19 protein-coding genes are annotated in these 26832 nt (G+C 65.0%); 11 read left to right on the top strand and 8 right to left on the bottom strand.

The window, feature by feature from the left end:
* Positions 1 to 7 precede the first annotated feature (7 nt).
* From FJW07_RS02280 to FJW07_RS02300, 5 genes are all read left to right on the top strand, one after another.
* Positions 8 to 739 carry a CpaD family pilus assembly protein gene (locus tag FJW07_RS02280; RefSeq protein ID WP_140854167.1) on the top strand — a complete coding sequence of 244 codons (732 nt, stop codon included), beginning with the start codon at positions 8 to 10 and terminating at the stop codon, positions 737 to 739.
* A gap of 45 nt (positions 740 to 784) precedes the next feature.
* A complete protein-coding gene (locus FJW07_RS02285) occupies positions 785 to 2068 on the top strand; it encodes a CpaE family protein (protein ID WP_181175225.1) in 1284 nt (427 codons plus the stop codon).
* Positions 2069 to 2098: 30 nt separating this feature from the next.
* Positions 2099 to 3598, top strand: a complete 1500-nt coding sequence (locus FJW07_RS02290; protein ID WP_140854169.1) for a CpaF family protein — start codon at positions 2099 to 2101, stop codon at positions 3596 to 3598.
* Positions 3599 to 3729: 131 nt separating this feature from the next.
* Positions 3730 to 4743: a type II secretion system F family protein gene (locus tag FJW07_RS02295; RefSeq protein WP_140645302.1), complete on the top strand. Its 1014-nt coding sequence runs from the start codon at positions 3730 to 3732 to the stop codon at positions 4741 to 4743.
* 13 nt (positions 4744 to 4756) lie between these two features.
* Positions 4757 to 5773 (top strand): type II secretion system F family protein, encoded by a 1017-nt coding sequence (locus FJW07_RS02300; RefSeq protein WP_140645301.1) that lies wholly within the window; start codon positions 4757 to 4759, stop codon positions 5771 to 5773.
* An 89-nt stretch (positions 5774 to 5862) separates the two neighbouring features.
* Here the strand turns inward: FJW07_RS02300 and FJW07_RS02305 are convergent, their stop codons facing one another.
* Entirely contained in the window at positions 5863 to 6690 is an 828-nt protein-coding gene (locus FJW07_RS02305; RefSeq protein WP_140656286.1) for a tetratricopeptide repeat protein, read from the bottom strand.
* 124 nt (positions 6691 to 6814) lie between these two features.
* Between FJW07_RS02305 and FJW07_RS02310 the strand changes: the two genes are divergently transcribed.
* From FJW07_RS02310 to pdeM, 5 genes are all read left to right on the top strand, one after another.
* Complete coding sequence (locus FJW07_RS02310) at positions 6815 to 8179, top strand: leucyl aminopeptidase family protein (RefSeq protein WP_140854171.1); 1365 nt, start codon at positions 6815 to 6817, stop codon at positions 8177 to 8179.
* 126 nt (positions 8180 to 8305) lie between these two features.
* The gene (locus tag FJW07_RS02315) at positions 8306 to 8656 is read left to right on the top strand and encodes a MarR family winged helix-turn-helix transcriptional regulator (RefSeq protein ID WP_140782196.1); all 351 of its coding nucleotides are present in this window, start codon (positions 8306 to 8308) and stop codon (positions 8654 to 8656) included.
* A gap of 29 nt (positions 8657 to 8685) precedes the next feature.
* Positions 8686 to 9546 carry an NlpC/P60 family protein gene (locus tag FJW07_RS02320; protein WP_140854173.1) on the top strand — a complete coding sequence of 287 codons (861 nt, stop codon included), beginning with the start codon at positions 8686 to 8688 and terminating at the stop codon, positions 9544 to 9546.
* Positions 9547 to 9767: 221 nt separating this feature from the next.
* A complete protein-coding gene (locus tag FJW07_RS02325; RefSeq protein WP_140782263.1) occupies positions 9768 to 12299 on the top strand; it encodes a ligase-associated DNA damage response DEXH box helicase in 2532 nt (843 codons plus the stop codon).
* Between the two features lie 18 nt (positions 12300 to 12317).
* Positions 12318 to 13034 carry a ligase-associated DNA damage response endonuclease PdeM gene (gene pdeM / locus FJW07_RS02330; protein ID WP_140782194.1) on the top strand — a complete coding sequence of 239 codons (717 nt, stop codon included), beginning with the start codon at positions 12318 to 12320 and terminating at the stop codon, positions 13032 to 13034.
* 4 nt (positions 13035 to 13038) lie between these two features.
* Here the strand turns inward: pdeM and FJW07_RS02335 are convergent, their stop codons facing one another.
* From FJW07_RS02335 to FJW07_RS02345, 3 genes are read right to left on the bottom strand one after another with little or no spacing between them, the layout of a single operon-like run.
* Complete coding sequence (locus tag FJW07_RS02335) at positions 13039 to 13977, bottom strand: DmsC/YnfH family molybdoenzyme membrane anchor subunit (protein WP_140854175.1); 939 nt, start codon at positions 13975 to 13977, stop codon at positions 13039 to 13041.
* Positions 13978 to 13983: 6 nt separating this feature from the next.
* The gene (locus FJW07_RS02340; protein WP_140854177.1) at positions 13984 to 14718 is read right to left on the bottom strand and encodes a 4Fe-4S dicluster domain-containing protein; all 735 of its coding nucleotides are present in this window, start codon (positions 14716 to 14718) and stop codon (positions 13984 to 13986) included.
* The gene (locus tag FJW07_RS02345; protein WP_140854179.1) at positions 14715 to 17645 is read right to left on the bottom strand and encodes a molybdopterin oxidoreductase family protein; all 2931 of its coding nucleotides are present in this window, start codon (positions 17643 to 17645) and stop codon (positions 14715 to 14717) included. The genes FJW07_RS02340 and FJW07_RS02345 overlap by 4 nt, the downstream gene beginning before the upstream one ends.
* 279 nt (positions 17646 to 17924) lie before the next feature.
* Between FJW07_RS02345 and FJW07_RS02355 the strand changes: the two genes are divergently transcribed.
* Positions 17925 to 18812: a LysR family transcriptional regulator gene (locus tag FJW07_RS02355; protein ID WP_140854183.1), complete on the top strand. Its 888-nt coding sequence runs from the start codon at positions 17925 to 17927 to the stop codon at positions 18810 to 18812.
* A 288-nt stretch (positions 18813 to 19100) separates the two neighbouring features.
* Here FJW07_RS02355 and FJW07_RS02360 read toward each other — a convergent pair whose 3' ends face one another.
* The 4 genes from FJW07_RS02360 to FJW07_RS02375 all read right to left on the bottom strand — a co-directional run bounded on the left by FJW07_RS02360 (position 19101) and on the right by FJW07_RS02375 (position 26530).
* On the bottom strand, positions 19101 to 20357 hold the full coding sequence (locus FJW07_RS02360) for an Hsp70 family protein (protein ID WP_140854184.1): 1257 nt from the start codon (positions 20355 to 20357) through the stop codon (positions 19101 to 19103).
* 198 nt (positions 20358 to 20555) lie between these two features.
* Positions 20556 to 21347, bottom strand: a complete 792-nt coding sequence (locus FJW07_RS02365; protein WP_140854186.1) for a TIGR02186 family protein — start codon at positions 21345 to 21347, stop codon at positions 20556 to 20558.
* Positions 21347 to 22270 (bottom strand): sulfite exporter TauE/SafE family protein, encoded by a 924-nt coding sequence (locus FJW07_RS02370; RefSeq protein ID WP_140854188.1) that lies wholly within the window; start codon positions 22268 to 22270, stop codon positions 21347 to 21349. The genes FJW07_RS02365 and FJW07_RS02370 overlap by 1 nt, the downstream gene beginning before the upstream one ends.
* Before the next feature lie 192 nt (positions 22271 to 22462).
* A complete protein-coding gene (locus FJW07_RS02375; protein WP_140854190.1) occupies positions 22463 to 26530 on the bottom strand; it encodes an SEL1-like repeat protein in 4068 nt (1355 codons plus the stop codon).
* Positions 26531 to 26832 lie beyond the last annotated feature (302 nt).

A 26832-nucleotide genomic window follows, 5' to 3' on the forward strand; every position in this document is an offset into this window, starting at 1 on the left:
TGCGGATATGTCCAAGTCAGCATCGAAGGTCATGACGGTCCGGACAGCATCCGGTATCGCGAGGATCCGTCGGCAGATGGTACCGGCACTGGCGGTTATGCTTGCGGCATCGCTCGCAGGTTGCGCCAACCGCGACAGCGTCACGGTCGGGTCGATACCGGACGATTATCGCACGACCCATCCGATCGTCATCGCCGAGAAGAACCAGAAGATCGACCTGCCGGTCGGCGCCGGCGATCGCGGCATGACCGGCGCGCAGCGCGATACGCTGCTCGGTTTTCTCGACGGCTACGACAAGGGAGCCGCTCCGTCGCTGACCATCGCAATCCCGCGAGGCTCGGCCAACGAGGTGGCGGCACTGGTGGCGGGACGCGACTTCGCACGGGTCGCCATGGCGGCGGGCATCAAGCGCAACCGCATCGTCATGACGTCCTATCAGTCGGATGTGCCGGAGGCGTCCGCGCCGGTGCGCGTCGCCTTCGTCGCGGTGAGGGCCCAGACCGACAAATGCGGGCGTTGGCCCGACGACATTCTGGAGACGTCGGAGAACAAGCACTACGCCGACTTCGGCTGCTCGTACCAGAACAACATCGCCGCACAGGTGGCTAATCCCAACGATCTGCTCGGGCCGCGCAAGCAGTCCGATATCGATGCCGAGAACCGGGGCGCAGTAATCGACCTTTATCGCTCGAGAGGCATTTCGAACGAATTCCTCAGCAATTCGGAAGTAACCTACTGAGCCGCGCCGGACGACGAAGAGACCAGTCACGGAAAGAGCATGACGATGAGCAATCTTGCCTACGACACGCCCGCGGAAACCGGCGACCTTTCGCAGCAGGACATCGCCGCCATGCAGGCGCTGCGTCCCGTGCCGCGCATTTCGATCCAGGCCTTCTGCGAGACCGAGGGGGTCGCCAATCCCGTCGAGCGCGCCGGCGAGGATCGCCGGATGGCCAAGGCCCATCTCAAAGTCCATATGGGCGGCATCCCGACCGCGATCGAGTTCTACCAGTCCGCGCCGACACCGAACCTCATCCTGCTGGAATCGCGCAGCGAACCGCAGCAGTTGCTCGAACAACTCGGCCAGCTCGCGGAATATTGCGATCCGTCCTCCAAGGTCGTGGTCATCGGCCACTACAATGATGTCGGGCTCTATCGCGAGCTTATCCGGTCCGGTATTTCCGAATATGTCATCGCGCCGGTCTCGATGACCGACATCGTCAGCGTCGTGTCGTCGATCTTCGTCGATCCGGAATCGGAGCCGATCGGCCGGTCGATCGCGTTCATCGGCGCCAAGGGCGGCGTCGGCTCGTCGACCATCGCTCACAATGTCGCCTGGGCTATGTCTTCGCTGTTCAAGTCCGAAGTCGTCATCGCCGATCTCGATCTCGCCTTCGGCACCGCCAACATCAATTTCGACCAGGATCCGGCGCAAGGCATCGCCGAGGCGGTGTTTTCGCCCGAGCGGGTCGACGAGGTCTATCTCGACCGTCTGCTTGCGCAATGCGCCGAGCATCTGTCGCTACTCGCGGCTCCCTCCACGCTCGAGCGCGTCTATGATTTCGACTCCGAGGCCTTCTCGCAGATCATAGAGACAGCGCAGCGCAGCGCGCCCCTGCTGGTCCTCGATGTCCCTCACGTCTGGAGCGGGTGGACGAAGAGCACGCTGATCAAGGCGGACGAGATCGTCATCACGGCCACGCCCGAGCTCGCAAATCTTCGCAACACCAAGAACATGGTTGACATGCTGAAGCGGTTGCGTCCGAACGATCCGCCGCCGAAGCTGATCATCAACCAGGCGGGGGTACCGAAACGGCCCGAGATCGCGGCGTCCGATTTCGCCGAACCGCTCGGCATCACGCCGATGGCCGTGATCAACTTCGAACCGCTGCTATTCGGCAATGCCGCCAACAACGGCCGTATGCTGAGCGAGATGGACGCAAAGAGCCCGGTCGTCACCACCATCAATGAAATAGCGCATGTGCTGACCGGACGCAGCGAAATCAAGGCAAAGAAGAAGGCAGGCCTGGGCTCGATCCTCGGCAAGCTGTCGCGCAACAAGAAGTGACGCTGATTGAGCGGCATCGGGTAGTCGATCATGTTTGGTAAAAGAGGCAAAGACGACGGCAGCCGGGCAACGCCCGAATTCCGCCCGCCGGCAGCTGCTCCCGCCGCGCCCGCTTCGACGGGGACGATGACGGCCGAGCGGCCGGCTGCGCCGAACTCCAGCCCGCCCGCCGCCCAGCCGGTGCGCCGTCCTGTCGAGCCGCCGCCTATGGCGCCGGAGCCGCCAAGAAAGGTCCAGCGCGAGCGCTCGGAAACCTATTACGACACCAAGAGCCAGGTTTTCTCCGCACTCATCGACACGATCGACCTGTCACAGCTCGCCAAGCTCGATCCCGAGAGCGCACGCGAGGAAATCCGCGACATCGTCAATGACATCATCGCGATCAAGAACTTCGCAATGTCGATTTCCGAGCAGGAAGAGCTGCTCGAGGACATCTGCAACGACGTTCTGGGCTATGGACCGCTGGAGCCGCTGCTTGCCCGCGACGACATAGCCGACATCATGGTCAACGGCTCCAAGAACGTCTACATCGAAGTCAACGGCAGGGTCGAGCAGACCGGCGTCCGCTTCCGCGACAACCAGCAGCTGCTCAACATCTGCCAGCGCATCGTCAGCCAGGTCGGCCGCCGCGTCGATGAATCGAGCCCGATCTGCGACGCGCGCCTTCCCGACGGCTCGCGTGTCAACGTCATCGCGCCGCCGCTCTCGATCGACGGCACTGCGCTCACCATCCGCAAATTCAAGAAGGACAAGCTGACGCTGGACCAGTTGGTCAAGTTCGGCGCCATCTCGCCGCAAGGCGCGGAGGTTCTCAAGATTATCGGGCGTGTCCGCTGCAACATCGTCATCTCGGGCGGCACAGGCTCCGGCAAGACGACGCTGCTCAACTGCCTGACCAACTATATCGACCGCGAGGAGCGCGTCATCACCTGCGAGGATTCGGCGGAACTGCAGCTGCAGCAGCCGCATGTGGTCCGTCTCGAAACCCGGCCGCCCAATCTCGAGGGCGAGGGCGAGGTGACCATGCGCGATCTAGTCAAGAACTGCCTGCGCATGCGGCCGGAGCGGATCATCGTCGGCGAGGTGCGCGGACCGGAAGTGTTCGACCTGCTGCAGGCGATGAACACCGGTCACGACGGCTCGATGGGAACGATCCACTCGAACAGCCCGCGCGAATGCCTCAACCGTATGGAATCGATGATCGCCATGGGCGGCTATTCACTGCCGCAGCGCACGGTGCGCGAGATCATCGTCGGCTCGATCGACGTGATCATCCAGGCGGCCCGCCTGCGCGACGGCTCGCGCCGCATCACCCACATCACCGAGGTGGTCGGCATGGAAGGCGACGTCATCATCACCCAGGATCTTGTGCTCTACAACATCAAGGGCGAAGACGCCGGCGGCCGGCTGGTCGGCGAGCACGTGTCGACAGGCATCGGCCGTCCGCATTTCTGGGACCGCGCCCGCTACTATGGCGAGGAACAGCGCCTCGCCAACGCGCTCGAGGCGATGGAGAAACGCGCTGACTGATGCAGCTGGAGGTCTGAAGCAATTCCAGGAAAAGTGTGAAGCGGTTTTCCGCCCGGAATTGCGTCTAAACAAAGAGATAGGTCGGTTCGCCGTTTCATTGGAACGGCGAAATGCCCTGGGGATCCAGGTCGATGTTCGGAATTGACACCACTGTACTGGCTTTCATCGTGCTCGCCGGCTTCAGCGCCGGCGCGGTGGCCTATGCTTTTCTGTTCACGCGCATCGACAACGAGAAGCAGGCCGGCAAGCGGCTTCAGACCGTCAAGACAGCCGAAACCGACCGGTCGGTGGTGAAAGCGACGCGCGACCGCGCAGCGGAAGCGGTCAAGCGGCGAAAAAACGTCCAGGACTCGCTGAAGCAGCTCGACGAGAAACAGAAGACCAACGATCGCAACGTCAAGAAACCGCCGCTGAAGACTCAGATCCGCCAAGCCGGCATGCAGGTTCCGATCGAGCGTTTCTATATCTATTCCGCTGTCTGCGGGATCATCCTGACGGCCGTTCTCTTTTTCCTCGGCGCGCCTCTATGGGCTCTGCCCGGTGCCCTGCTGGTGGGCGGCCTCGGCCTGCCGCGCTGGTTCGTGTCGTTTCGCCGCACGCGTCGCGTCAAGGCCTTCCTGGAAGAATTTCCGAACGCGCTCGACATCATCGTGCGCGCGGTCAAGTCCGGCCTGCCGCTCAACGATGCGATCCGCCTGATCGCCAACGAATCGCCCGAACCGGTCCGGTCCGAATTCCGCCGCATCGTCGATTCCCAGCAGATGGGCATGTCGGTGCCCGACGCCGCCATGCGCATGACCGAGACGATGCCGTGCAGCGAGGCCGGCTTCTTCGGCATCGTCATCCAGATTCAGTCACAGGCCGGCGGCAATCTGTCCGAGGCGCTGGGCAACCTTTCGCGCGTCCTGCGCGACCGCAAGAAGATGAAGGCCAAGGTCCAGGCGCTGTCGATGGAAGCCAAGGCATCGGCCGTCATCATCGGCGCCTTGCCCTTCGTCGTCGCCTTCCTCGTCTATCTGTCGAGCCCGAACTACATCATGCCGCTGTTCACCACCAACGTCGGCAACCTGATCCTCGGCTGCTCGGGTGTGTGGATGTCGATCGGCATCCTGGTGATGCGCAAGATGATGAACTTCGAAGTCTAGGGGCGCGGATCCAGTGACAGAGCAGGTCGTCAAAACACTCACAGACCCTTCCTTCCTGATCGCGATGCTGGTCGGCATTGCCGTGTTCGCGACCGTCTTCACGCTCATGCCGGCGTTCGGCGGCACGTCGCTCAAGTCGCGCATGAAGAGCGTGGCGCTCGAACGCGACAAATTGCGCGCCGAGCAGCGTACGCGACTGGCCAACGAGGCCGACCGCCGCCGCAAGGGCCTGCGCGAGGAACAGTCCATCGGCATGCGCAACATCGTCGACCGCCTGGATCTGAGGCGCGCGCTTGCCGATGAAAGCACGATCCAGAAGCTCAAGGTCGCGGGCTTCCGCGGCCAGAACCCGCTGACGCGTTTTCTCTTCTTTCGCCTGGTCCTGCCATTCGTCGGTTTTGCCTTGGCGGCCATCTATCTGTTCGTGCTCGGCGGCCTGCCGCAGCAACCGGCTTTCATCAAGCTGTTCGTCTGTGTCGTTGTCGCCTATGGCGGCTTCTACACGCCGATCCTCTACGTCAACAACCGCGCGACCAAGCGCAAGCAGTCGATCCAGCTGGCCTGGCCGGACGCGCTCGACCTGATGCTGATCTGCGTGGAATCCGGCATGTCGGTGGAAGCGGCCTTGCGCAGGGTTGCCGACGAAATCGGCACGCAGTCGGTGGCGCTCGCCGAGGAATTCGTGCTCACCAATGCAGAGCTGTCCTATCTGCAGGATCGCAAGATCGCCTATGAGAACCTGGCAAGCCGCACCGGCCTGGAATCGGTGAAGTCGGTGTCGCAGGCCCTGGTCCAGGCCGAACGCTACGGCACGCCGGTGGCGCACGCGCTGCGCGTGCTCGCCTCGGAAAGCCGCGACATGCGCATGAACGCCGCCGAGAAGAAGGCCGCCGCACTTCCGCCAAAGCTCACCGTGCCGATGATCCTGTTCTTCCTGCCGGTTCTGTTCGCCATCATCCTGGGTCCGGCCGGCATCCAGGTCAGCCAGCGCGGCATCTTCGGCGACCAGCACAGCTCCTCCAGCCAGTAGGCGGGCCGTTCGCATCAATGAAAAAAAGCCGCGCGGACCCCCGCGCGGCTTTTTTCATTGTCGAAGCGGTCGGCGCTTGGCAGCGTCCGTCAGTTCGTGGCGACTTTCGCCTTGTCCTTGTCCTGATCCTTCAGCTGGCTCCAGGCATTCTGCTGGGCGAGCATCTGGCGCAGATAGGCGACGTTGGCCTGCGCCTGTTCGGGCGACAGTTCCTGCGAGGCGATCTTCTCGGCCTCGTCGAAGCGGCCCTGCAGCCCGACGACCAGCGCGAGGTTCTGCCGCACCCTGCTGTCGGCGCCGGGCTGCTGCGCGGCCGAGCGCATATAGGTCTCCGCCGTGCGCAGGTCGCCTTCGAGCACATAGGACATGCCGAGATTGGACAGCACCGAGGGCTCGTTCGGCTTCAGTTCCAGCGCCTTGCGATAGTCCTGCCGCGCTTCGTCCTTCTGTCCCATCTGGTCGAGAATGGCGGCTTCCGCCGAGACCAGCTTCCAGTCCGGATATTCGGGCGTCTGCGCGCGCCGCACGGCATCGAGGGCCGGCTCGAACTGGCCGTTGGCGGCAAGCGCCTTGCCATAGGCCGCAAGCACTTCGCGATCCTTGGGATAGGCGATCGCCAGCTTGCGCATCACCGCCAGCGACTGGTCGGCGTCGCCGTCCATCTGCAGCGCCGCCGCGAAGTTCATCGCGATGCGCTTGTCGTTCGGACTGCGGGCGTAGGATTGGCCGAGCCTGGACGTGGCGGTACGCAATTCGCTGGACGACATCGTTTCCAGCGGCCTGCTGTCGGAGCGGGAGATGGAACCCGTGGTGAACTTGCTGGTGCTGCCGCAACCGGCCACGCTGGCCGCAAGCGCCGCCATGAAGGCCGTGGTGATCAGACGCTTGGCTGTAAGGTTCAACGCTTTGGTAGGCATCGGCGCCCGGTCTCCATTCCTGTGCGGCCATTGGCTGGCCGTCTTCCCTCCCGCAGAAATATTCTGTTAACCCTAACGGACCGTTAAGAAGCGCCGACTCAGCAGTTCGGCCGGAGATCATTGCATGCCTGTCGAACTCGTCGAGCAGAAGCCGGAAGCCGCCTTGCCTGTCTATCTGGTGGCAACGGACGCCCTTGAAGCCGCGGCGTTGCCGCCGCCCGCTATCGCCTGGGCGAGGGCCAACGGTTTTTCTGGCGAGGCAGGGCGCACGCTGGTCCTGCCGGGCGAGGGCGGCGGCCTTGCCGGCGCGCTGTTCGGTATCGGCGACGGCGACGGCGCCCTTGCCCTCGGCGCGCTCGCAAGGGCTCTGCCAGAAGGCGACTGGCATTTCGCGTCGGGCCCGGCGCAGCCCGAACTCGCGGCGCTCGCGCTTGTCCTGGGCGGCTATGTCTTTACACGTTACGGCAAGAAGCCCGGCAAGGCTCTGCGCTTTGCGCTTCCCGACGGCGTCGACGCCGCGCATGTCCGCCGCGTCGCCGACAGCGTGTTCCTGGCGCGCGACCTCGTCAACACGCCGACCAGCGACCTCGGTCCGGTCGAGCTGGAAGAAGCCGCCCGAAAGCTGGCGGCCGCTCATGGCGCCGATATCGCCGTGATCCATGGCGACGATCTCCTGGCGCGGAACTTCCCGATGATCCACGCCGTGGGCCGGGCCTCGACCGGCGCGCCGCGGCTGATCGACATGAGCTGGGGGCCGGGCGATGCGCTGAAGGTGACGCTGGTCGGCAAGGGCGTCTGCTTCGATACCGGCGGCCTCGACATCAAGCCGTCGTCGGGCATGCTTCTGATGAAGAAGGACATGGGCGGCGCCGCCAACGTGCTGGGCCTCGCCTCCATGATCATGGCGGCGAAACTCAATGTCCGGCTGCGCGTGCTGATCCCCGCCGTCGAGAATTCGATCGCCGGCAATGCCTTCCGGCCCGGCGACGTGTTGCGCAGCCGCAAGGGCATCACTGTCGAGATCGGCAACACGGACGCCGAAGGCAGGCTGATCCTGGCCGACGCGCTGGCGCTGGCCGATGAGGAACAGCCCGCTTTGCTGATCGACATGGCGACGCTGACCGGTGCCGCCCGCGTCGCGCTGGGGCCCGATTTGCCGCCTTTCTACACCGCTGACGAGACGCTTGCCGCCGATCTGACCCAGGCATCGGTCGCGGTCGAGGATCCGCTCTGGCGCATGCCTTTGTGGCGCCCCTACGATGCGAAGCTTTCCTCAAGGATCGCCGACATCAACAATGTGACGACGGACGGCTTTGCCGGATCGATCACCGCGGCCCTTTTCCTCAAGCGCTTCGTCGAGAAGACCCACAGCTGGGCGCATTTCGACATCTTCGCCTGGAACCCGGCCGACCGCTCCTACGGCCTGACCGGCGGCGAGGCGCAAGGCATCCGCGCGCTGGAGCGCGTCATCGCCAATCGCTTTGGCTAGACCATGATCCCGAACCGGAGGTTAGCGCGGCAAAAAGTGGGACCGGTTTTTCGGATAAGATCATGGTCGAACAAAACAAATCGTCACTGAAACGGAACCGAAACAATTTGCCGGCATGCTTGGGCGATGTCGATCTCGATGCGCCCGAGCCAGGCCTTGCGACTGTGGCAGCAGGTGATGCTGGCCCAGGTGCGCGACGGCGCGCCGGATCTCACCATGCGCCAGACGGCGATCCTGTTCACCATCTACCTCGATCCGCCGCCCCATACGGTGCGCGGGCTGGCCGCCAAACTCAACGTCACCAAGCCGGTCATCACCCGCGCGCTGGATACGATGGGAGCGCTGAAGCTGGTTTCGCGCCATCGCGATGAGCTTGACAAGCGCAACGTGCTGATCCGGCGCACGGTGGAAGGCGCGCTCTTTGTCGAGCGCTTCGGCGATGGTATCGTCGCCAGGGCGCACGAACTGCCCATCTGACCTCACTGCCGACCACTGGATTTATCGATTTGACCGCCAGGGATGCCCGCCTTCATGCCTTCCGCTCCGACCTTGCCGATGCGAGGCTGAAGGGGGAGGTCGCCGCCGACCGCTTCGTCACCGGCCGCCCGGCGCGGGTCACGGTGTCGGTCGCCGATCTGCGCAAGGCGCCGCGCCCGGATGCGGGCGTGAACACACAGGCGCTGTTCGGCGACGACGTGCTGGTGTTCGAGGATGCCGAAGGCTGGGCTTGGGTGCAGGCCGAACGCGACGGCTATGTCGGCTATGTGGCCGATAATCTGATTGGCGCGCGCGACCATGCGCCCACCCACATCGTCTGCGTGCCGCGCACCTTCCTCTATCCGGGACCGGATCTGCGCTTTCCGATCAGTGGACAGCTGTCGATGGGCTCGACCGTGGCCGTGACCGGTTCGGCCGAAACGCGCGGCACGCATTATGCGTTGCTGCCCTCCGGCCAGGCGATCATCGCCGGGCATCTGCGGCCGATCGCCGAGCGGGCCGAGGACTACGTCACCGTCGCAGAAACCTTCCTGGGGACCCCCTATCTCTGGGGTGGCGTCTCCGGCTTCGGCATCGACTGTTCCGGGCTTGTGCAGTTGGCAATGCGCGTGACCGGCGAGAATGTGCTGCGCGATTCCGACATGCAGGCGGCGAGCATCGGCACGCCGTTCGAGCCGGGTCCGGACTTTGCCGGACTTCGACGAGGCGACCTCGTCTTCTGGAAAGGCCACGTCGCGATCATGACCGACGCTCGCGACATGATCCACGCTAATGGCCACACCATGCTGGTCTCGCGCGAGGGGCTGAAAGAGGCGGTCGATCGCATCGGCTATCTCTATGGCGGCCCGACGGGGTTTCGCAGGCCCTGATCTTTCCTTCTCCCCGTTCACGGGGAGAAGGTGCCCTAAGGGCGGATGAGGGGCAGCGCGAACCTGCGATTGCTCGCGCTGACCAAGCTAACCTCTGAACATTGGTGCAGCCCCTCACCTGCCTGCCGGCATCCTCTCCCCGTAAACGGGGCGAGGAACCATGATCCCTTTTTGTTCCGATTTTCCTTGGCGATTGCGCGCCGCCGCGCTACCTCTTGCGCGTGACCGAGCAGCCGCGCCTTGCCGAGCAGAATGCCGCTGTCCTGCTGCCTGAGCCATTCGTCAGATGGTTCGGCGAAAAGGGCTGGTCGCCGCGCGTCCATCAGCTCGAGTTGCTGGCGAAGGCTCAAAGCGGCCAATCGGTGCTGCTGATCGCACCGACCGGCGCCGGCAAGACATTGGCCGGCTTCCTGCCGTCGCTGACCGAGCTCGCCAACCGTCCCAAGCGAAAACCAGGCCAGGCGCATCGCGGCATCCACACGCTCTACATCTCGCCGCTCAAGGCTTTGGCCATCGACATCGAGCGCAATCTCGGCAAGCCGGTCGCGGAGATCGGACTGCCCGTCACCATCGAAACGCGCACCGGCGACACGCCTTCGCACAAGCGCCAGCGGCAAAAGCTTGTACCGCCCGACATCCTGCTCACCACGCCCGAGCAACTCGCGCTGCTGATCGCCTCGAACGACGCCAGGCGCTTCTTCGAGGATTTGCGCTATGTCGTGCTCGATGAACTGCATTCGTTGGTCACCTCCAAGCGCGGCCATCTGCTGGCACTTGGCCTGGCGCGGTTGCGCGCCTTTGTGCCCGGGTTGCAAACCATAGGCCTGTCAGCCACCGTGGCCGAGCCGGACGAATTGCGGCGTTGGCTGGTCAGTCAGGCTTCTCCCGGCGCCATGTCCGAGCTCATCGTCGTCACGGGCGGTGCCAAGCCCGAGATATCAATCCTCGATTCAGAAGAACGGGTGCCTTGGGCCGGGCACTCGGCCCGCTACGCCACTCCCGAGATCTATCGCGAGATCAAGCGGCACAAGACCACGCTGCTGTTCGTCAATACGCGCAGCCAGGCCGAGCTTTTGTTCCAGGAGCTATGGCGCGTCAATGAAGACACGCTGCCGATCGCGCTTCATCACGGATCGCTTGATGTCGCCCAGCGCCGCCGCGTCGAGAAGGCCATGGGCGAAAACGCTTTGCGCGCCATCGTCGCTACCTCGACGCTGGATCTCGGCATCGACTGGGGCGATGTGGATCTGGTCGTGCATGTCGGTGCGCCGAAAGGCGCCAGCCGACTCGCGCAGCGCATCGGCCGTGCCAACCATCGTATGGACGAGCCCTCAAAGGCGATTCTCATCCCGGCCAACCGCTTCGAAGTGCTGGAATGCCGGGCGGCGCTCGATGCCAATTATCTCGGCGCGCAGGACACGCCGCCGCTTGTCAATGGCGGGCTGGACGTCTTGGCTCAACACGTGCTGGGCTGCGCCTGCGGGGCGCCGTTTCATGCCGATATGCTCTTTGAGGAGATACGGACGGCTGCGCCTTACGCCAGCCTGGACAGGCCGACATTCGACCGGGTTATCGACTTCGTCGCCACCGGCGGCTACGCGCTGAGAAATTACGAGCGCTATGCCCGCATCCGTCAGACCAAGGAAGGCTTATGGCGGGTTTCAAATCCGGCCGTCGCCCAGCAATACAGGCTGAATGTCGGCACCATCATCGAAGTGCCGGCGCTCAATGTGCGTTACGTCCAGGCCGGCAGCAGAGGGGCGGCCTCGCGCGGCGGCAGGGTGCTGGGAAAGATCGAGGAAGCGTTTCTGGAGACTTTGACGCATGGCGACACCTTCATGTTCGCCGGCAAGATCCTGCGTTTCGAAGGCATTCGCGAGAACGAGTGCTTCGTCTCGAACGCACCCGGCAGCGACGCGAAGGTGCCCTATTATGGCGGCGGCAAATTCCCGCTTTCGACCTATCTCGCCGAGCAGGTGCGGGCCATGCTCGATGACCCGCAACGTTGGAAGAAACTGCCCGAACAGGTGGCGGATTGGTTGCGGTTCCAGGCGGACAAGTCCGTGCTGCCGAAACGCGACGACCTGTTGATCGAGACTTTCCCACGCGGCAACCGGTATTACCTCGTTGCCTATCCATTCGAAGGCAGGCTTGCGCATCAGACGCTCGGCATGCTGCTCACGCGACGGCTGGATCGGGCGGGCGCCAAGCCGGTCGGTTTCGTGGCCACCGATTACGCGCTGGCCATCTGGTCGCTGGCCGACATGGGCTGGATGTTCAAGAACAGAAAACCGTCGCTGGCCACGCTGTTCGATCAAGACATGCTGGGCGATGATCTCGAAGCCTGGTTCGCCGACAGCTGGCTGCTGAAGCGCACCTTCCGCAACTGCGCGCTGATTTCCGGACTGATCGAAAAGCGCCACCCCGGCAAGGAAAAAAGCGGCCGCCAGGTGACCGTTTCGACCGACCTCATCTATGACGTGTTGCGCAGCCATGAACCCGACCATATTCTGCTGCACGCCACCCGTACGGATGCCGCGACCGGGTTGCTCGATGTCAGCAGACTTGCCGACATGCTCTCGCGCATCCGCGGTCGAATCATGCATAAGAACCTTGAGCAGATATCGCCGCTTGCCGTGCCGATCATGCTTGAAATCGGCAAGATGCCGGTGAATGGCGAGGCGGACGAAACGCTGCTGATGGATGCCGCCACCCTCGTCGAAGAGGCCATGGGGCCGGAGATGGCGGACTGAAAGAAGGCCTAGGAGGGGATGAATTTTTCTTTGTCGCGCGCAACGCTGATCGCCGAGGCCGATCTCGTCGGCATCGCCGGCGAGCGTGCGGTCTGCGACCGGCGCGGCGTTCTCTATTTCCCCGACCTGCGATTGCTTGCCGTCTCCGACCTGCATCTCGAAAAGGGCTCGTCCTTCGCCCGGCGCGGCGCGCTGATCCCACCTTACGACACCGGCGCCACCTTGCTGCGGCTTCAGGCGGTCATCGCCGACTACCAGCCGCGGATCGTCGTCAGCCTGGGCGACTCCTTCCACGACGGCGGCGGCGCCGAGCGCATGCATCTGAGTTTTCGCGAAAGGCTGGAAGCGATGATGGCAGGCCGCGACTGGTTCTGGGTCGCCGGCAACCACGATCCCGATGCGCCCGCCGACCTGCCGGGCGAGACCGTCAAGGAACTCGCCATCGGCTCGCTGCTCTTCCGTCACGAGCCGTCGAAGACGTGGGTTGAGGGCGAAATCGCCGGCCATCTCCACCCTTGCGCTCGCATCGTCCAGCGCGGCCGCTCCGTCAGGCGGCGCTGCTTCGCCGGCGACGGCGGCCGCATGATCATGCCGGCCTTCGGCGCCTATACCGGCTCGCTCAACGTGCTCGACCGCGCCTATTCCGGCCTGTTCCGGCTGGAAACATTGATGGCCTATATGCTCGGCGCCGAGCGCATCTTCGCCATTTCCGGCTCGATGCTGCGGCCGGGCTGAAAGACTACTCGCGGCCGTAATAGAGTGTCACGGTGTGCTTCGCCTCGGCGAAGAACAGCCAGCGCTCGACAAGCATGCCGGCGAGCTGGGACATAGCCGCGAGCGCCGACGCAATCGCCACGTAGGGCCACGGCAAGGCGAACGCGACGGCAAGCAGGACAGCCGGCGCGATGAAAGCCAGGCCTTGGGCGATCCGCCTCAGCTTGGCGCTGTGCTTGCGCGCGATGCGGAAGCCCATTTCCTTCAGCAGATAATTTTCTTCGGTGTGCGGCCATTCGATCGACCGCACCGAGCCGCCTGCCAAACCAGTCGCCGTGTTGGCCGTGGTCGGGATCTCCAACCGGTCATTGTAGCGCCAGGTCGCAAGCTTCCAGCCCCAACCGATAAGCGTGGCAAGCAACGCGCAGATTAGCACCGCCGTTGAATCCAGCTTGAACCCCTGGAGCAAAGCGTTGGCGAGAACGCTTCCGGTCATCGCTGCGAAAATGAGATAAGCCGGCAAAGTATAGCGGCTGTGCCATTGGGCGATCGGCTTCAGCGAGGCGTAGATCATGCCCGTCGTGCAGACTGTCGTCACCGCGCCGGCCGCCGCCAGCAGGCCGGCGATCGCCACCCAGCCGCCGCTGCGGCCGAGAAGCACCCAGCCGATGCCGAACAAGGCAGCCGGAATGAAGGTGGCGACCGACGCCACGCCTTCGCGCGACAGCCACGAGCTGCGCCACTGAGAAAAAGCACGCCAGGCCCGCTCGGGCCGGCCGAGATGCCCGGTCGATGACAGCAATCCGGCCGCGATCAGGCCGAGCGCCAACCCCATGCCGACAAAGCCCAGCCAGAAATCGGCTGGGATGTACCCCAACCCGCCAAGCAGGCCGAGCAGCGCCAGCAGGCCGTAGCCGGCCCCTGTGGCTGTGGTGAAGAAGACGACCGAGAAAGCGGGATGCATGATTGGTCAGTTAGAAAGCATGCGATCGATCCAGCCGAGAAAGCCGCCCTCGGCCTTGATCGGCTCCAGTACCGGTGCGTCCACCTTCGCCGCCCGCTCGCTGCGGGCACGCGGCGGCAGATATCTGTTGGTCGGCTTGTAGCCAAGCTCCGGCATCAGCGCCACGCCGCCACGCTCCTCGACAAGCTGCGAGATCGCCGAAGCTGGATCGCCGAGATCGCCGAAATGCCGGGCGCTGGTCGGGCAGGCGGCGACGCAGGCGGGCACGCGATCCTCCTCGGCCAGATTGTCGTTGTAGATGCGGTCGACGCACAGCGTGCATTTCTTCATCACGCCGACATCGGTATCGAACTCGCGCGCGCCGTAGGGGCAGGCCCAGCTGCATAATTTGCAGCCGATGCATTTATCCTCGTCGACCAGCACGATGCCGTCCGAGGCGCGCTTGTAGGAGGCGCCGGTCGGGCACACGGTGACGCAGGCCGGCTGCTCGCAATGCAGGCAGGAACGCGGAAAGTTCACCGTGCGGCCGCCCATTTCGGTCGTGTGCTCGTAAGCGTGCACGCGGTTGAACCAGACGCCGTCGACCTGCCCGCCATAGGGATCGATGTCGGTCAGCGGCGCCATGTGGCCACCGGTGTTCCACTCCTTGCAGGCGGTGACGCAGGCCTGGCAGCCCACACAGGTGTCGAGGTCGATGACGAGGCCGAGTTTCTTGTCGGTCCGGGCGGGAAGGCAGGTCATTCGGCGGCTTCCCTGTTCAAGCGAAACGCGGCGCCGAAGCGAAGCACTTCGGGCGAAGGTTCGAAATGCGGCGGCTGGGCGAAACGCTCGAATTGCGGCTCGGTGAAGCCGGCTTCCTGCGGCGCGCATTTGACGATCCGCACGCGCACGTCGAACCACGCCGCCTGGCCGGTCACCGGGTCCGAATTGGAATAGCGCCTGCCGCTGGCGTCGGCCGCGGTCTGGTCGCCGATGATGTGGTTGAGCAGGAAGCCGCGATTGCTCTCCGCCGCGTCGTCCTTCAGGCCCCAACTGCCGCGCCGCTTGCCGACCGCGTTCCAGGTCCACACCGTGTCCGGATTCACGCCGTCGATCAGCTTGATCTGGCCTTTCACCCGGCCGTTGATGCTCTCGATCCATACCCAGTCATCGTCGGCAAGGCCGAGACCGGCGGCCGTCTGGTGATGGACGAACAGCCGGTTCTGGCTGGTGATCTGCCGCAGCCACGCATTCTGCGAGCCCCAGGAATGGTACATATGCATCGGCCGCTGCGTCAGCGCATGCAGCCTATATTTTTCGAGGCCGACGGTATCGTCCTCGAAGGGCGCGTACCAGAAGGGCAGCGGGTCCATATAGGCTTCGATGCGGCCGCGCTCGGCGTCGGGCGGCTGCACCTTGCCATGGCCGCGCGCGGCAAGCCTGAACCGCTGCATCGGCTCCGAGTAGAGCTGGAAGACAATAGGCTCGGCCTTGGGGATGAAACCCATCTCGCCGGCGAAGTCGAGATAGGCGCGGTTGCCCATTTTGTAATAGCGCTGGTCGTCGGAGAAATCGTGATGCCAGAAGCCGCCATTGTCGATGTAGCGCTGCAGCTGGTCGGGGTTGACGTCGCCCCTGCCGATCGAGCCGCCATTCTTGCCGCGCCAGCCGGCTAAAGGGCCGATGCCGGGCGTGCGCTGATGGTTGACGATGTAGTCGGCATAACAGCTGTATTTGGCCGAACCGTCCTCGTCGACGAAGCCCGGCAGGCCAAGCCGCGCGCCGAGCTCGATCAGCACCGACTGGAACGGCCGCACGTCGCGGTCCGGCTGCACCACCGGATGGCGAATGGCGTCGGCGGCCCCGTCGGCATGGCTGACCGGCCGGTCGAGCAGGCTGATGCAGTCGTGCCGCTCGAGATAGGTGGTGTCGGGCAGCACCAGGTCGGCGAAGGGCACGGTCTCGGAGTAATAGGCGTCGGAATAGATGATGAAGGGGATCTTGTAGGCGCCGGCCTCGTCCTTGTCGGTTAGCATGGCAATCGTCTCGACGGTGTTCATCGACGAGTTCCACGCCATGTTCGACATATACATCAACAGCGTGTCGATCGGATAAGGGTCGCCGGCCCAGGCGTTGCGGATGACCGAGTGCATCAGCCCATGCGCGGCCAGGGGAGCTTCCCAGGAATAGGCCTTGTCGATGCGGGTGGGCTGGCCGGCGTCGTCGACGAGAAGATCGTCCGGTCCGCAGACGAAGCCGAGCGGCATGCCGTCGAGCGGCGTCATCGGCCGAACGTTTTTTCCGCATGGCTTCGGCCCCGGCGGCGCCGGGCGCGGATAAGGCGGCTTGAAGCGGAAGCCGCCGGGGACATCGACGGTGCCGAGCAGCACCTGCAGCAGATGGATGGCGCGGCAGGTGTGAAAACCGTTGGAATGTGCCGAGATGCCGCGCATGGCATGCATCGAGACAGGCCGTCCCTTGATCGTCTCGTGCCGCCGGCCCGCCCAGTCGGTCCAGGCTATGGGCAGTTCGATCGTCTGCTCGAAGGCGACATGCGCCAGCTCCGCCGCGATGCGCCGGATCGTTTCCGCGCTGACGCCGCAGCGCTCCGCCACGGCGTCCGGCGAATACGTCTCGTCGAGATAGCGTTCGGCGATGAGCTGGAAGACAGGCACGCAGCGCTGTCCGCCGACCTCATGGCAGCCGGTCAGCGCTGGCTTTGCTTCGGGGTCGGCCGCATTGACCGGTTGCTTGGCCGCCCTGTCCCAGGCAAGCGGATTGCCGTCCGCGTCACGCACGAACAGCCCGTCATCGGCGGCCCCCGGCTCCTGCACGACCAGCACCGACGCGTTGGTGTAGCGCAGCAAATAGTCGAGATCGACGCGGCCGGCCTTGAGCAACTCATGGACCAGCGCCAACACGAACAGGCCATCCGTGCCCGGTCGGATACCGATCCAGTCGTCGGCGATGGCGTTGTAGCCGGTGCGGCAGGGGTTGATCGACACCACCTTGGCACCACGTGCCTTGAGCTTGCCGAGGCCGATCTTGATCGGGTTGGAATCATGGTCCTCGGCGACGCCGAACAGCATGAAGTATCTGGTGTTGTCCCAGTCGGGCTCGCCGAATTCCCAGAACGAGCCGCCGATCGTGTAGAGCCCACCGGCCGCCATGTTGACGGAGCAGAAGCCGCCATGCGCGGCGAAATTGGGCGTGCCGAATTTCGAGGCCCACCAGCCGGTCAGCGATTGCGACTGGTCGCGTCCGGTGAAGAAGGCGAGTTTTTTCGGGTCGGTGCGCCGGATCGACGACAGCCTTTCGGTGGCGATGGTCAGCGCTTCGTCCCACTCGATCTCGCGGAACTCGCCCGAGCCGCGCGGCCCGGTCCTCAGCAGTGGTTTCTGCAGCCGCGCTGGGCTGTAGTGCTGCATGATGCCGGCGCTGCCCTTCCCGCAGATCACGCCCCGGTTCACCGGATGGTCCTTGTTGCCGTTGATGTAGCGGACCTTGCCGTCCTTGATGTGGACGTCGATGCCGCAGCGGCAGGCGCACATGTAGCAGGTGGTCTTGGCAGTGCGGTCGGAGACGCTTGGCGAGGTCTCGATGCCGTCGCCCTCGTCCGGCGCTCGGCTGTCGGCCAGCGGACGCTGCGAGGGGGCGGAATTGGCGCCGCGCGGCGCGGCTTTGCTCATGATCCGCGAACGCTCTTGCCGTTCGCCATCTTGGCCTTCGTCTTGGGTCCCGGACCGCGCATGTAGTGGAGTTCGGGATGATAGCGCTCGCCGGCTAACTGCCGCTTCAGACGGCGGTTCCAATGCGCGAACAGGGATTTGAAGCGCCCTATCATTTCCCACTCTTGGTCTCTGGCGACCAATTTTTTCCAACTTCAGGCAAAAACTTAGAACAAAGCCATTGATGCGTCTAACAAGCGGCTCTTGTAATTCCGATCGATTTTGCTTCTTAGTTGCGCCATGACTCTCGACCAGTTGCGCATCTTCGTCGCCGTCGCCGAGCACGGCCATATGACCAAGGCCGCCGAGCGGCTAGGCATCTCGCAGTCGGCGGCCTCGGCCGCCATCCGCGCGCTCGAAAGCCAGCATGGCGTGCGCCTGTTCAACCGGGTTGGCCGCAACATCGAACTGGCGCAGACCGGCCATCGCTTCCTGCCGGAGGCGAAGGCGGTCCTGGATCGCGCCACCGCTGCCCGCGGCGTTCTGGAGGATGTCTCGCAGACCGTCGCCGGCAGCCTGTCGATCGCGGCGAGCCAGACCATCGCCAGCTACTGGCTGCCGCGTCGCCTTGCTGCCTTCCACGAAGCCTATCCGGCCGTGAAGCTGAGCGTGACGATCGGCAACACCAGGCAGGTCGAGACCAATGTGCTGGACGGCCGCGCCGATTTCGGCCTGGTCGAGGGCCGCACCGAGTCCGACATCCTGCGCCGCGCCACGGTCGATGAGGATCGCCCGATGCTGGTTGTGGCGCGCTCGCATCCCGAGATTCCGATGACCCGGGCGGGAAACCTCGACATCAGGGCGTTGCGCTGGATCATCCGGGAAGGCGGGTCGGGCACGCGCGAGGCGCTGGAGGATTTCGCGCTCAGTCAGGGGGTTCCGCCAGCGGAATTGCAGATTTTCCTCGTCCTGCCCAGCAACGAGGCCGTGCGTCAGGCCGTGGAGGCCGGCGCGGGGGCGACGATCATCTCGGAACTCGTCGTCGCGCGCTCCCTGGCGGAGGGCAGCCTCAGGGCCGTGCCGGTCGAATTGCCGAAGCGCGACTTCGCCATGATCACGCATCGCGACCGCCAGGCGAGCCTCGCCCAGATGGCGCTGAAGGCGCATCTGGGCGGAAAGGTCGGCTGAGCCCAGGCGGCATCCGGACTATGTTCTTGGGATGCTGATCATCGCGAACGCTCGCGATTAGCCGAAAGCCTCCGAACTTCGTCATCCACGGGCGGAGCGACGCGAAGCGGAGCGTAGACCCGAGGATCCATTCCGTGACCTTCGACGTGGAATGCAGCGGAGCAGAATTCTGCACCGGAGCAACGCTTCAAAGTCACGGAATGGATCCTCGGGTCTGCGCGCGTCGCTTCGCTCCTTGCTCCGCCCGTGGATGACGAAGTGACTGGCGTCTTAGTCAACCTCCAGCCCTCACGCATACTTGCGCTGTGCGTCGAGCGCGAGTCCCAGGCCGACCGAGCCGAACATGTCGCCTTCGATGACCGATGCCTGCGGCACCAGCGCCAGGATCTGCCGTTTCGCCAGCGGGATGGCGGTCGAACCGCCGGTGAGGAACACGGCGGTGATGGCCGAGGCAGGGATGCCGGCGTCGGCGATCGTCTGTTGGACCGTAGCGGCCACGCGTTCGATGTCGCCGCCGATCGTCTCCTCCAGGCCGGTGCGCGTGATCTGGGCCGCGAAGCGCGCGCCGGGCAGCGACACCTTCACTTCGGCCGAGGGCTGGTCCGTGAGCGCGATCTTGGCCCTTTCGACCAGGCCCGCCAGCGCATGGCCGTAGCGATGCTCGACGACATGGATGAAGCGGTCGACGAGGTCGGCACGCTCGGCCTCGTAGCGGATCTGCCTCAGATCCGTCATCGCCTTGGCGGTGTAGACGAGATTGATGCGCTGCCAGGTGGCGAGGTCGATGAAATAGGCGGCCGGCAGGTTGCGCTTGTGGTCCTTGGTCCGTGTCAGATAGCCGAGCTCGGGCATGACATGGGCGATGCTGAGCAGCCGGTCGAAATCGGTGCCGCCGATATGGATGCCGCAATTGGCAAGGATGTCGGCCTTGCGGTCGCTCGAGCGCGCGCGTTCCGGCGAGACCCGCACGATCGAGAAGTCGGACGTGCCGCCGCCCATGTCGACGATCAGCGCCAACTCCTCGCGGGTGACGTTCTGCTCGTAATCGAGCGCCGCCGCGATCGGCTCGAACTGGAAGGCGATGTGCTTGAAGCCTTGCGCGCGGGCGGCTTTTTCGAGCTCGCCCTGCGCCTTTGCATCCGCGGCCGCGTCGTCGTCGACGAATTGCACGGGCCTGCCCAGCACCACATTCTCGACCGGGCCGCCGGCGTCTTCTTCCAGCCGCTTCTTCAAATGGCCGACAAACATGCCGACAATGTCGATGAAGCCGACCTGGCGCGCCTTGATGCGCGTCTTTTCGTTGGCGAGGGTGCTCCCGAGAACGCTCTTCAGCGAGCGCATCAGCCGGCCTTCGACGCTGTCGGTGTAGTCGCTGATCGCGCGGCGGCCGAAATAGGTGTAGCCGTCCTCAAAGTTGAAGAACACGGCGCTCGGCAAGGTGGGTTGCTCGCCTTCCAGCGCCACCAGTCGCGCCCGGCCGTCGCGGATCACGCCCACGGTGGAATTGGACGTGCCGAAATCGATGCCGCCGAATGCCGATCGCATCGCAGCCTCCTGTCGTTGCCTGGGGCAGGGTTGCCGACGACGCGAAGCGCGCCGTCGTCCGGAAAGCCGGACCGCTCTGCCGAAAATCGAAATGTGTGCTTGTCCCTAGGGCTGGGAGGCGGCGATGTATCGCAAAACCGGGAAAAGGGAAACCCTCTTTTCACGGGAAAATGGGTCTTCCCATTTTTCCCGCGGGTATCAATCCTTGCGGAAGATGAGCCGGCCCAGCCAGCCGGTCAGCATGGCGAGCGATATGGCGAACACGCCATAGAAGAAGGAATAGTCGTGCGCGACGCGGAAGATCGATTGCTCGAAGCCGGACTTGCGGATTTCGAGCTGGGCCGAGCTTTCCTTGACGAACATGCCGCTCTTGAACAGGAACGCGCGGGCTTTATGGGTCCCGACCGGCACGTTGGGCGCGAGCCGCACGGTGGCGCGAAACAGGTTCTGCGACAGGAACTGCACGCCGCCGACATTTTCGCTGTAGAGGCCCGTCGCCGCCTTGCGGTCGCGTAGCGCGGCCGTGAATTCCTCGATGGTTGCCGGGCTGTCGGTCTCGTCGGCGGGCTTCATGTAGAGGTTCTGCGCGCCGAGCGAGAGCTGCTTGTATTTGGCAGGCTCGGCGATGTCCTGCAGCGGGCGCGTCGTCGCGACGGAATAGGAGACCGGCACGTTCTCGAACGTCTCCGAGTCCAGGTTGACCCAGACGCCGAGCACCCGGTCCTTGCGCCGGACGACAACAGGACGTGGCGGGCCTTCGAGCACGACGATCACGTCATAGCGCCCCTGGCGCGCGACCAGCGGATCGGGATTTTCCAGCGATCCGAAGATGGTCAGGTCGGCGCCGGAGAAACCCGCCGTGATCGAAACGGCGTCGGTCGACAGGCCGATCTGGATGCTTTCGGCAAGCGGCGTTTGCGCGGTTGCCGGGGAAAGGGCAAAGAGCATCGACAACGAGGCGGCGGCTGCAAATGCTCGTCGTGCCGCCATCAGTTCAGGCCCGCGGCGGAAAGCGAATAAAGATTGGGCGGCGTCACGAAGAGATCGACGGCAAGGCGGATGGCGACGGCCAGCACCAGCATCGCCAGCAGCGCCCGCAACTGCTCGCCGCGCAGCCTCTGGCCGGCCTTGGCGCCGTATTGCGCGCCGGCGACGCCGCCGGCCATCAGCAGGAAGGCCAGGATCACGTCGACCGTCTGGTTGGTCGTGGCGTGCACCAGCGTCGTATAGGCCGAGGTGAAGATGATCTGGAACAGCGAGGTGCCGATGACGACATTGGTCGGCACTTTGAGCAGGTAGATCAGCGCCGGCACCATGATGAAGCCGCCGCCGACGCCCATGATCGACGACAGGAAGCCGATCCCGGCGCCGAGCCCGAGCACCGGGATGACGCTGACGAAGAGCTTGGAAGCGCGGAAGCGCATCTTGAACGGCAACCGGTGGATCCAGTTGTGCTGTCCGGATTTCTTGAGCACCGGCGCCGCGCCGCTGCGGCTGGCGCGCAGCACGTTGACGCTCTCGACCAGCATCAGTCCGCCGACGGTGCCGAGCAGCACGACGTAGAGCAGCGAGATGAACAGGTCCAACTGGCCTAGGCGGCGCAACAGCGCAAAGACGAAGATGCCGGCCGTCGAGCCGACGATGCCGCCGGCCAGTAGCACGCCCCCCAGCTTGAAATCGAGCGTGCCGCGCTTGAAATGCGAAAGCGCGCCGGAGAAAGAGGAGGCGATGACCTGGTTTGCGCCGGTGGCGACGGCGATCGCCGGCGGGATGTTGTAGAAGATCAGGAGCGGGGTAATCAGGAAGCCGCCGCCGACCCCGAACATGCCCGACAGGAAGCCCACCGCCGCGCCCATCGCCAGCAGCACGAAGACGTTGACGGAAATTTCCGCGATCGGGAGATAGATGCCCACCCGTCTGTCTCGATCAGTTTGTCTGTCGGCCCAAAGTGCCGTCCCCGGACAATAAAGCACCGAAAAGCCAATTTTTTCTTGCGACGGCGCGGCGGCGGGTTCAACCCCCGCCGCCGCGCCGAAACAAAAACCATCTCAATCAGTTAACAGGCAAATGTGTGGCAAGGCGTCGCGTATGCGACGCGCCTGCCGTTATTTCTTCGCCAGGAGCGCCTTGACGAGCGGCGCGTCGATCTCGCCGGTCGGCTTCATCTTGTTGTCGGTCTGGAAGGCCATGATGGCGGTCTTGGTCTTGCCGCCCATCACGCCGTCGGCGCCGCCGGCGTCATAGCCGTTCTTGTTGAGGATCAGCTGGATGTTCTTCACCGCCTTCTTCATGTCGATGCTGGCGGTGGTCTGCGGCGCGCTGTCCTGCCAGGACTCCGGAACGTCGGCCGAGTTGGCGGCCGCGTTGAGCGGCTTGGCCTTCCACAATTCCGTGGCCGCGCGCGCCCGCTCGAGCTGCTCGGGCCGCAAAGCGTTGGCGATCTCGTCGCGCTTGGCGGCAGCGTCCTTGTCGCCGGTCTTGGCGACCAGGGCGAACCATTTGTAGGATTCTTCCAGGTCCTGCTTCATGCCGACGCCCTTGGCGGCCAGGATGCCGAGGTTGAACTGGCTGTCCTTGACGCCGAGGTCGGCGGCTTCCTGGAACCAGTGCGTCGCCGATTCATTGTCGGTCACGCCGTCCGCCGCCATGGCGAACAGCACCGCCAGATTGTGCATTGCGCTGGCGTTGCCCTGTTCGGCGGCGAGTTGATAGTAGGTCTTGGCCTTCTTGATGTCGCGCGCGACGCCGATGCCTTTTTCGTAGAAATTGCCGATACGGTATTCGGCCGGCGCGAAGCCGAGCTCGGCCGACTGCTCATACCATTTGGCGGCTGCCTTCATGTCTTCCTTCACGCCGCGCGATTCCGCGTAGCGCGAGCCGATCTCGAACAGCGCCTTGGCGTCGCCGCCGGCGGCCGCGTCGCGCAGCGCCACCGGACCGATTTCGGAGGGAATGTCGAATTTGGCTGCGGCCGTCTGACTTGCCGCGGGCGGCACGGCGCCTGTCGTGTCGGCGGAGGTGACAGTCGGCGCGCCGGCGGGGGAGCTCCCGGCGGCGGGGCTGGCCGTATCCGGGGCCTTGGCCATCGGCTGCGTGTCGCCATCCGTGTCCGTCGCGCCGGTGCCGGCGGCAGGTTCGGACGGCGTCGCCGACGCCAGCGGGGCCGGCGCCGGCGCGGCAAGCGCCACTGGCGCGGGCGTCGGTTCGGCCGGCATGGCGGCGGCAGCTTCAGGACTTGCGGGGATGGAAGCAGCCGGCGCCGCGTCCTTGACGGGCTCTGCCTGCCTGACGGGGCGGGCCGGGGTGCTTTCGGCCTGTGCGGTGTCCGTGTCGGCCTTCGGTGCGGCTGTGGCCTCGAGCGAAGCCGTATCGACCGTCTGCGTGGAGACGATCGGGGCGGGCTGGTTGTTGGCCGTTTCGACGGGATCGGCCAAGAAGGCCTTGCCCAGCTGCAGGCCCGCCAGCGCCATCATGATCGCCGCCGCCGCCATCAGGATCGGCTTGCGCCGCGCCTTGAGCAGGTCGCCTATCCTCAGCGCCTTCACCGGGCCGGTCATGGTCGATTGCCGCTTCAGCGTGTCGGCTTCCGCGGCGGCGGCCTGGGCCGCGCGGCGGGCCGCGGCGATGAAATCGGACTTGGCGGCGTCGCCCTCGGCGCGCCGGGCCGGCTGGCCGCCACGCTCGTCGCGCACACGCTTCATGATGGCGTTGAGGTCCGGCGCGCCGGAACCTGGTTCCAATGGCCGGTTGGCGGCCTTGGGGTCGAGCGGCTCGTCGATGTCGACGCTTGGCACGTCGCCCACCGGCGCCGAGCCGGCAAGCGGCGGCGTATCCGCATCCTTCTTGCCCTTGAAGGCGCGCGCCAGGCCGCTGAACATCGATTTCCTGCGGCCGGCCGTCTCGCTCTTGTCGCCGATCACGTCCGGTCCGAGCGCTGCCATGGCCGCTGCGGCCGCGGCTTCCGCGGGCGTGCGCGGCGCATCTGGCTCATCGCGCATGATCGCCGCCGCGCGGCCTTCCAGGCTGGCCATGTCTCCCGTGAGCGGCAGCGGCTGGTCGATGTCCATCGAAGGCGCGTCCTGCACCGCTATCTTGCCGCCGCGGCCGCCGCGCTTGCCGGCCGGTTGCGGATCGACCAACTCGCTGACCGCTTCGCTGGCCTCGCTCGTTTCCAGCGAGCCCAGCCGGTCGACGATCTTCAGCAGCGTGTCGTGGATCGCCTCGAATGTCCGCGAGTTGCGCTCGTCGGAGCGCCGGGTGAGCGCCTCGAGCGTCTTCAGATCCTGGGCGAGGCCGGCAACGGCGGTCGCGTTGGTCTGGGCCGTGCTGGACGTCGAGTCGGAAAGCGATTTGACGGCGCTCTCGGCCGCCTCGCGCGCCACGCTCAGGATGGAATCGCGCGTGCCGGCCAGCGACTTCTCGATCTGGTTGAGGCGCGGGCTTATGTCTTCGAACTCGGGCAGCGGCGTGCCCGGCTTGGAAAGATGCGCCGACAGGCCGGCGACCTGCGCTTCCAGGCTGCGGATCAGTGCCGGATCGATGCCCGCGACCTGCTGCGCGGACGATTCCAGCCGGCTGGAAATGTCCTCGAGCCGGCTTTCCAGCCCGCGGATCGCCATCTCGTTGGCGGGATCGGGCGTGCGCGTCTCGATGCGCTTGGCCAAAGCGGTGAAGCGGGCGTCGATCGCCTCCATGATGCCGGCGCTCTCGTCCCGGCGCATGCGCTGGTCGAGCCTGTCCGCGACCTCGTCCAGCCGACGCTCGAGATCGCGGAACAGCATATTGCCCTGTTCGATCGCATCGCCCTGGCGGCGCTCAAGCAGTATTGACAGCGCGTCGAAGCGCTGCTCAAGGCCCTGGAAGATCTGGTCGGCATCTGGCATGGCCGGCGCGCGGTCCATCTTGTCGGTGATCAAGGCGATCTGCTTGCCGAGCCGCTCCATGGCCTGCTCGGGCAGGTCCGCCCTGCCGGCCAGCTGATCCACACGGCTGGACAGGAGACTGAGGCGATCCAGAACTTCCGCTCCAGGCCGCGACTGTGCGACCTCTTCGATCTGAACCGCCAGGGAGGCCATGCGCTTCTCGATCCGGCCGAAGCTTTCGGGATCGAAGGCATTGGCCTGCGCGGCTACTGTCGACGCGACGATGGCGCGCGAAATCTCATCCAGCCGCTCGTCGATCATGGCGAGCGTCTCGCCACCGCGCGCGGTCTGCTGGCCGGCGAAACGGTCGACCGCGCCGGCAAGCGTGCGCACCTTCTCCTCCAGCGAGCGCAGCGAAAGCGATTCGGGCAGGTTGCTGACGGCGCTGCTGATCTGTTCGAGCCGATCGGTCAGCACCGAAAGGCTCGGGCCTTCGGCGCGCTTGCGCTGGTCGGCGTCGACGCGGTCCTCGAAGGCGCTCCAGCGGCGGTCGAAATCGTCCCAACGGCGGTCGACCTTCTGCAGGCTTTCCTCGCGCGCCAGCGTGTCCAGCGCGCCCTTTACCTGTTCCAGTTCCAGCCGCAGCAGGTTGATGCTGCGGTCGTCGCTTTTTTCGGCGAGCGTCTGGATGGCTCCCGAAAGCCGCTCGAATTCGAGGCCGAGCTCGGCGCTGCTCTTGTCGGGCATGCCGCTCGACGGAGCGCCGCCCTGGCTGTTGGCCTGCATGGCGCGATCGATGTCCTGGCGGAACGCTTCGAATTCGCGCTGCAGGCCGACGGTCATCTGGTGGCGCAGTTCCTCGCGCAGGCCGCGCAGTTCGACGGCGATCTTGCCGACCATGGCGACGCTGTCTTCCTGGCCGCGCACCCGGTCGATGTCACGCGCGATCGCCTGGTAGCTCTGGCCGAAGGCGGGCGCGGCGGGCGTCGGATTTTGCGGGGCGCGATTTTGCGGCCATTGGTTCTGCGGGCCGGGATTTTGCGGTGCCGGATTCTGCTGCGGCCGGTCCAGCGGCCTTTGCGCGGAATAGGTATCCTCGTACCAGCGCGGCTGGCCGTAAGGCTGCGTGCTTGGATAACGCGGCTGCTCGACCGGCCGCCGCAGGTCGGGGCGATCGGGCATGTCGGCGCGCGTCCGGTCCAGCCGCTGCTCCAGCGTTTCGAGCGAGCGGTTCAGTTCTTCGAGCGAGGGCTGCGGCCGGCGTTGCCTGCCGGCGTTGAGTGTATCGAGATAGGACCGCTTGCTGTTCATCGATGCGCCCGTGTTCAGAATGGCCGGCCAAAGGCCGGTTTCCCAAAGTCCTGTCGGGAACGAAGCGAGCCGGGCGGTTTTGCCGCGGAGGAAGACGGGCTTCCTGGGTTTTCACCCGCGCTTCGAAAAACCGTGAAAAATTCGCTACAGGATAACCACGGGTGACCGACATGCGCACATTTCGCCCAACGTGGTAAACAAGGCGTTAACCAAGCTTAAGAAGACGCGCATAAATCATGCGCCGCCTTACGGGTGCGGCATAAAGGTCCGTTTTGACAACGCCCTTGCGTCACCCCGTGGCT

The organism is Mesorhizobium sp. B3-1-9 (genome assembly GCF_006439595.1).
Classification (GTDB): Bacteria; Pseudomonadota; Alphaproteobacteria; order Rhizobiales; family Rhizobiaceae; genus Mesorhizobium.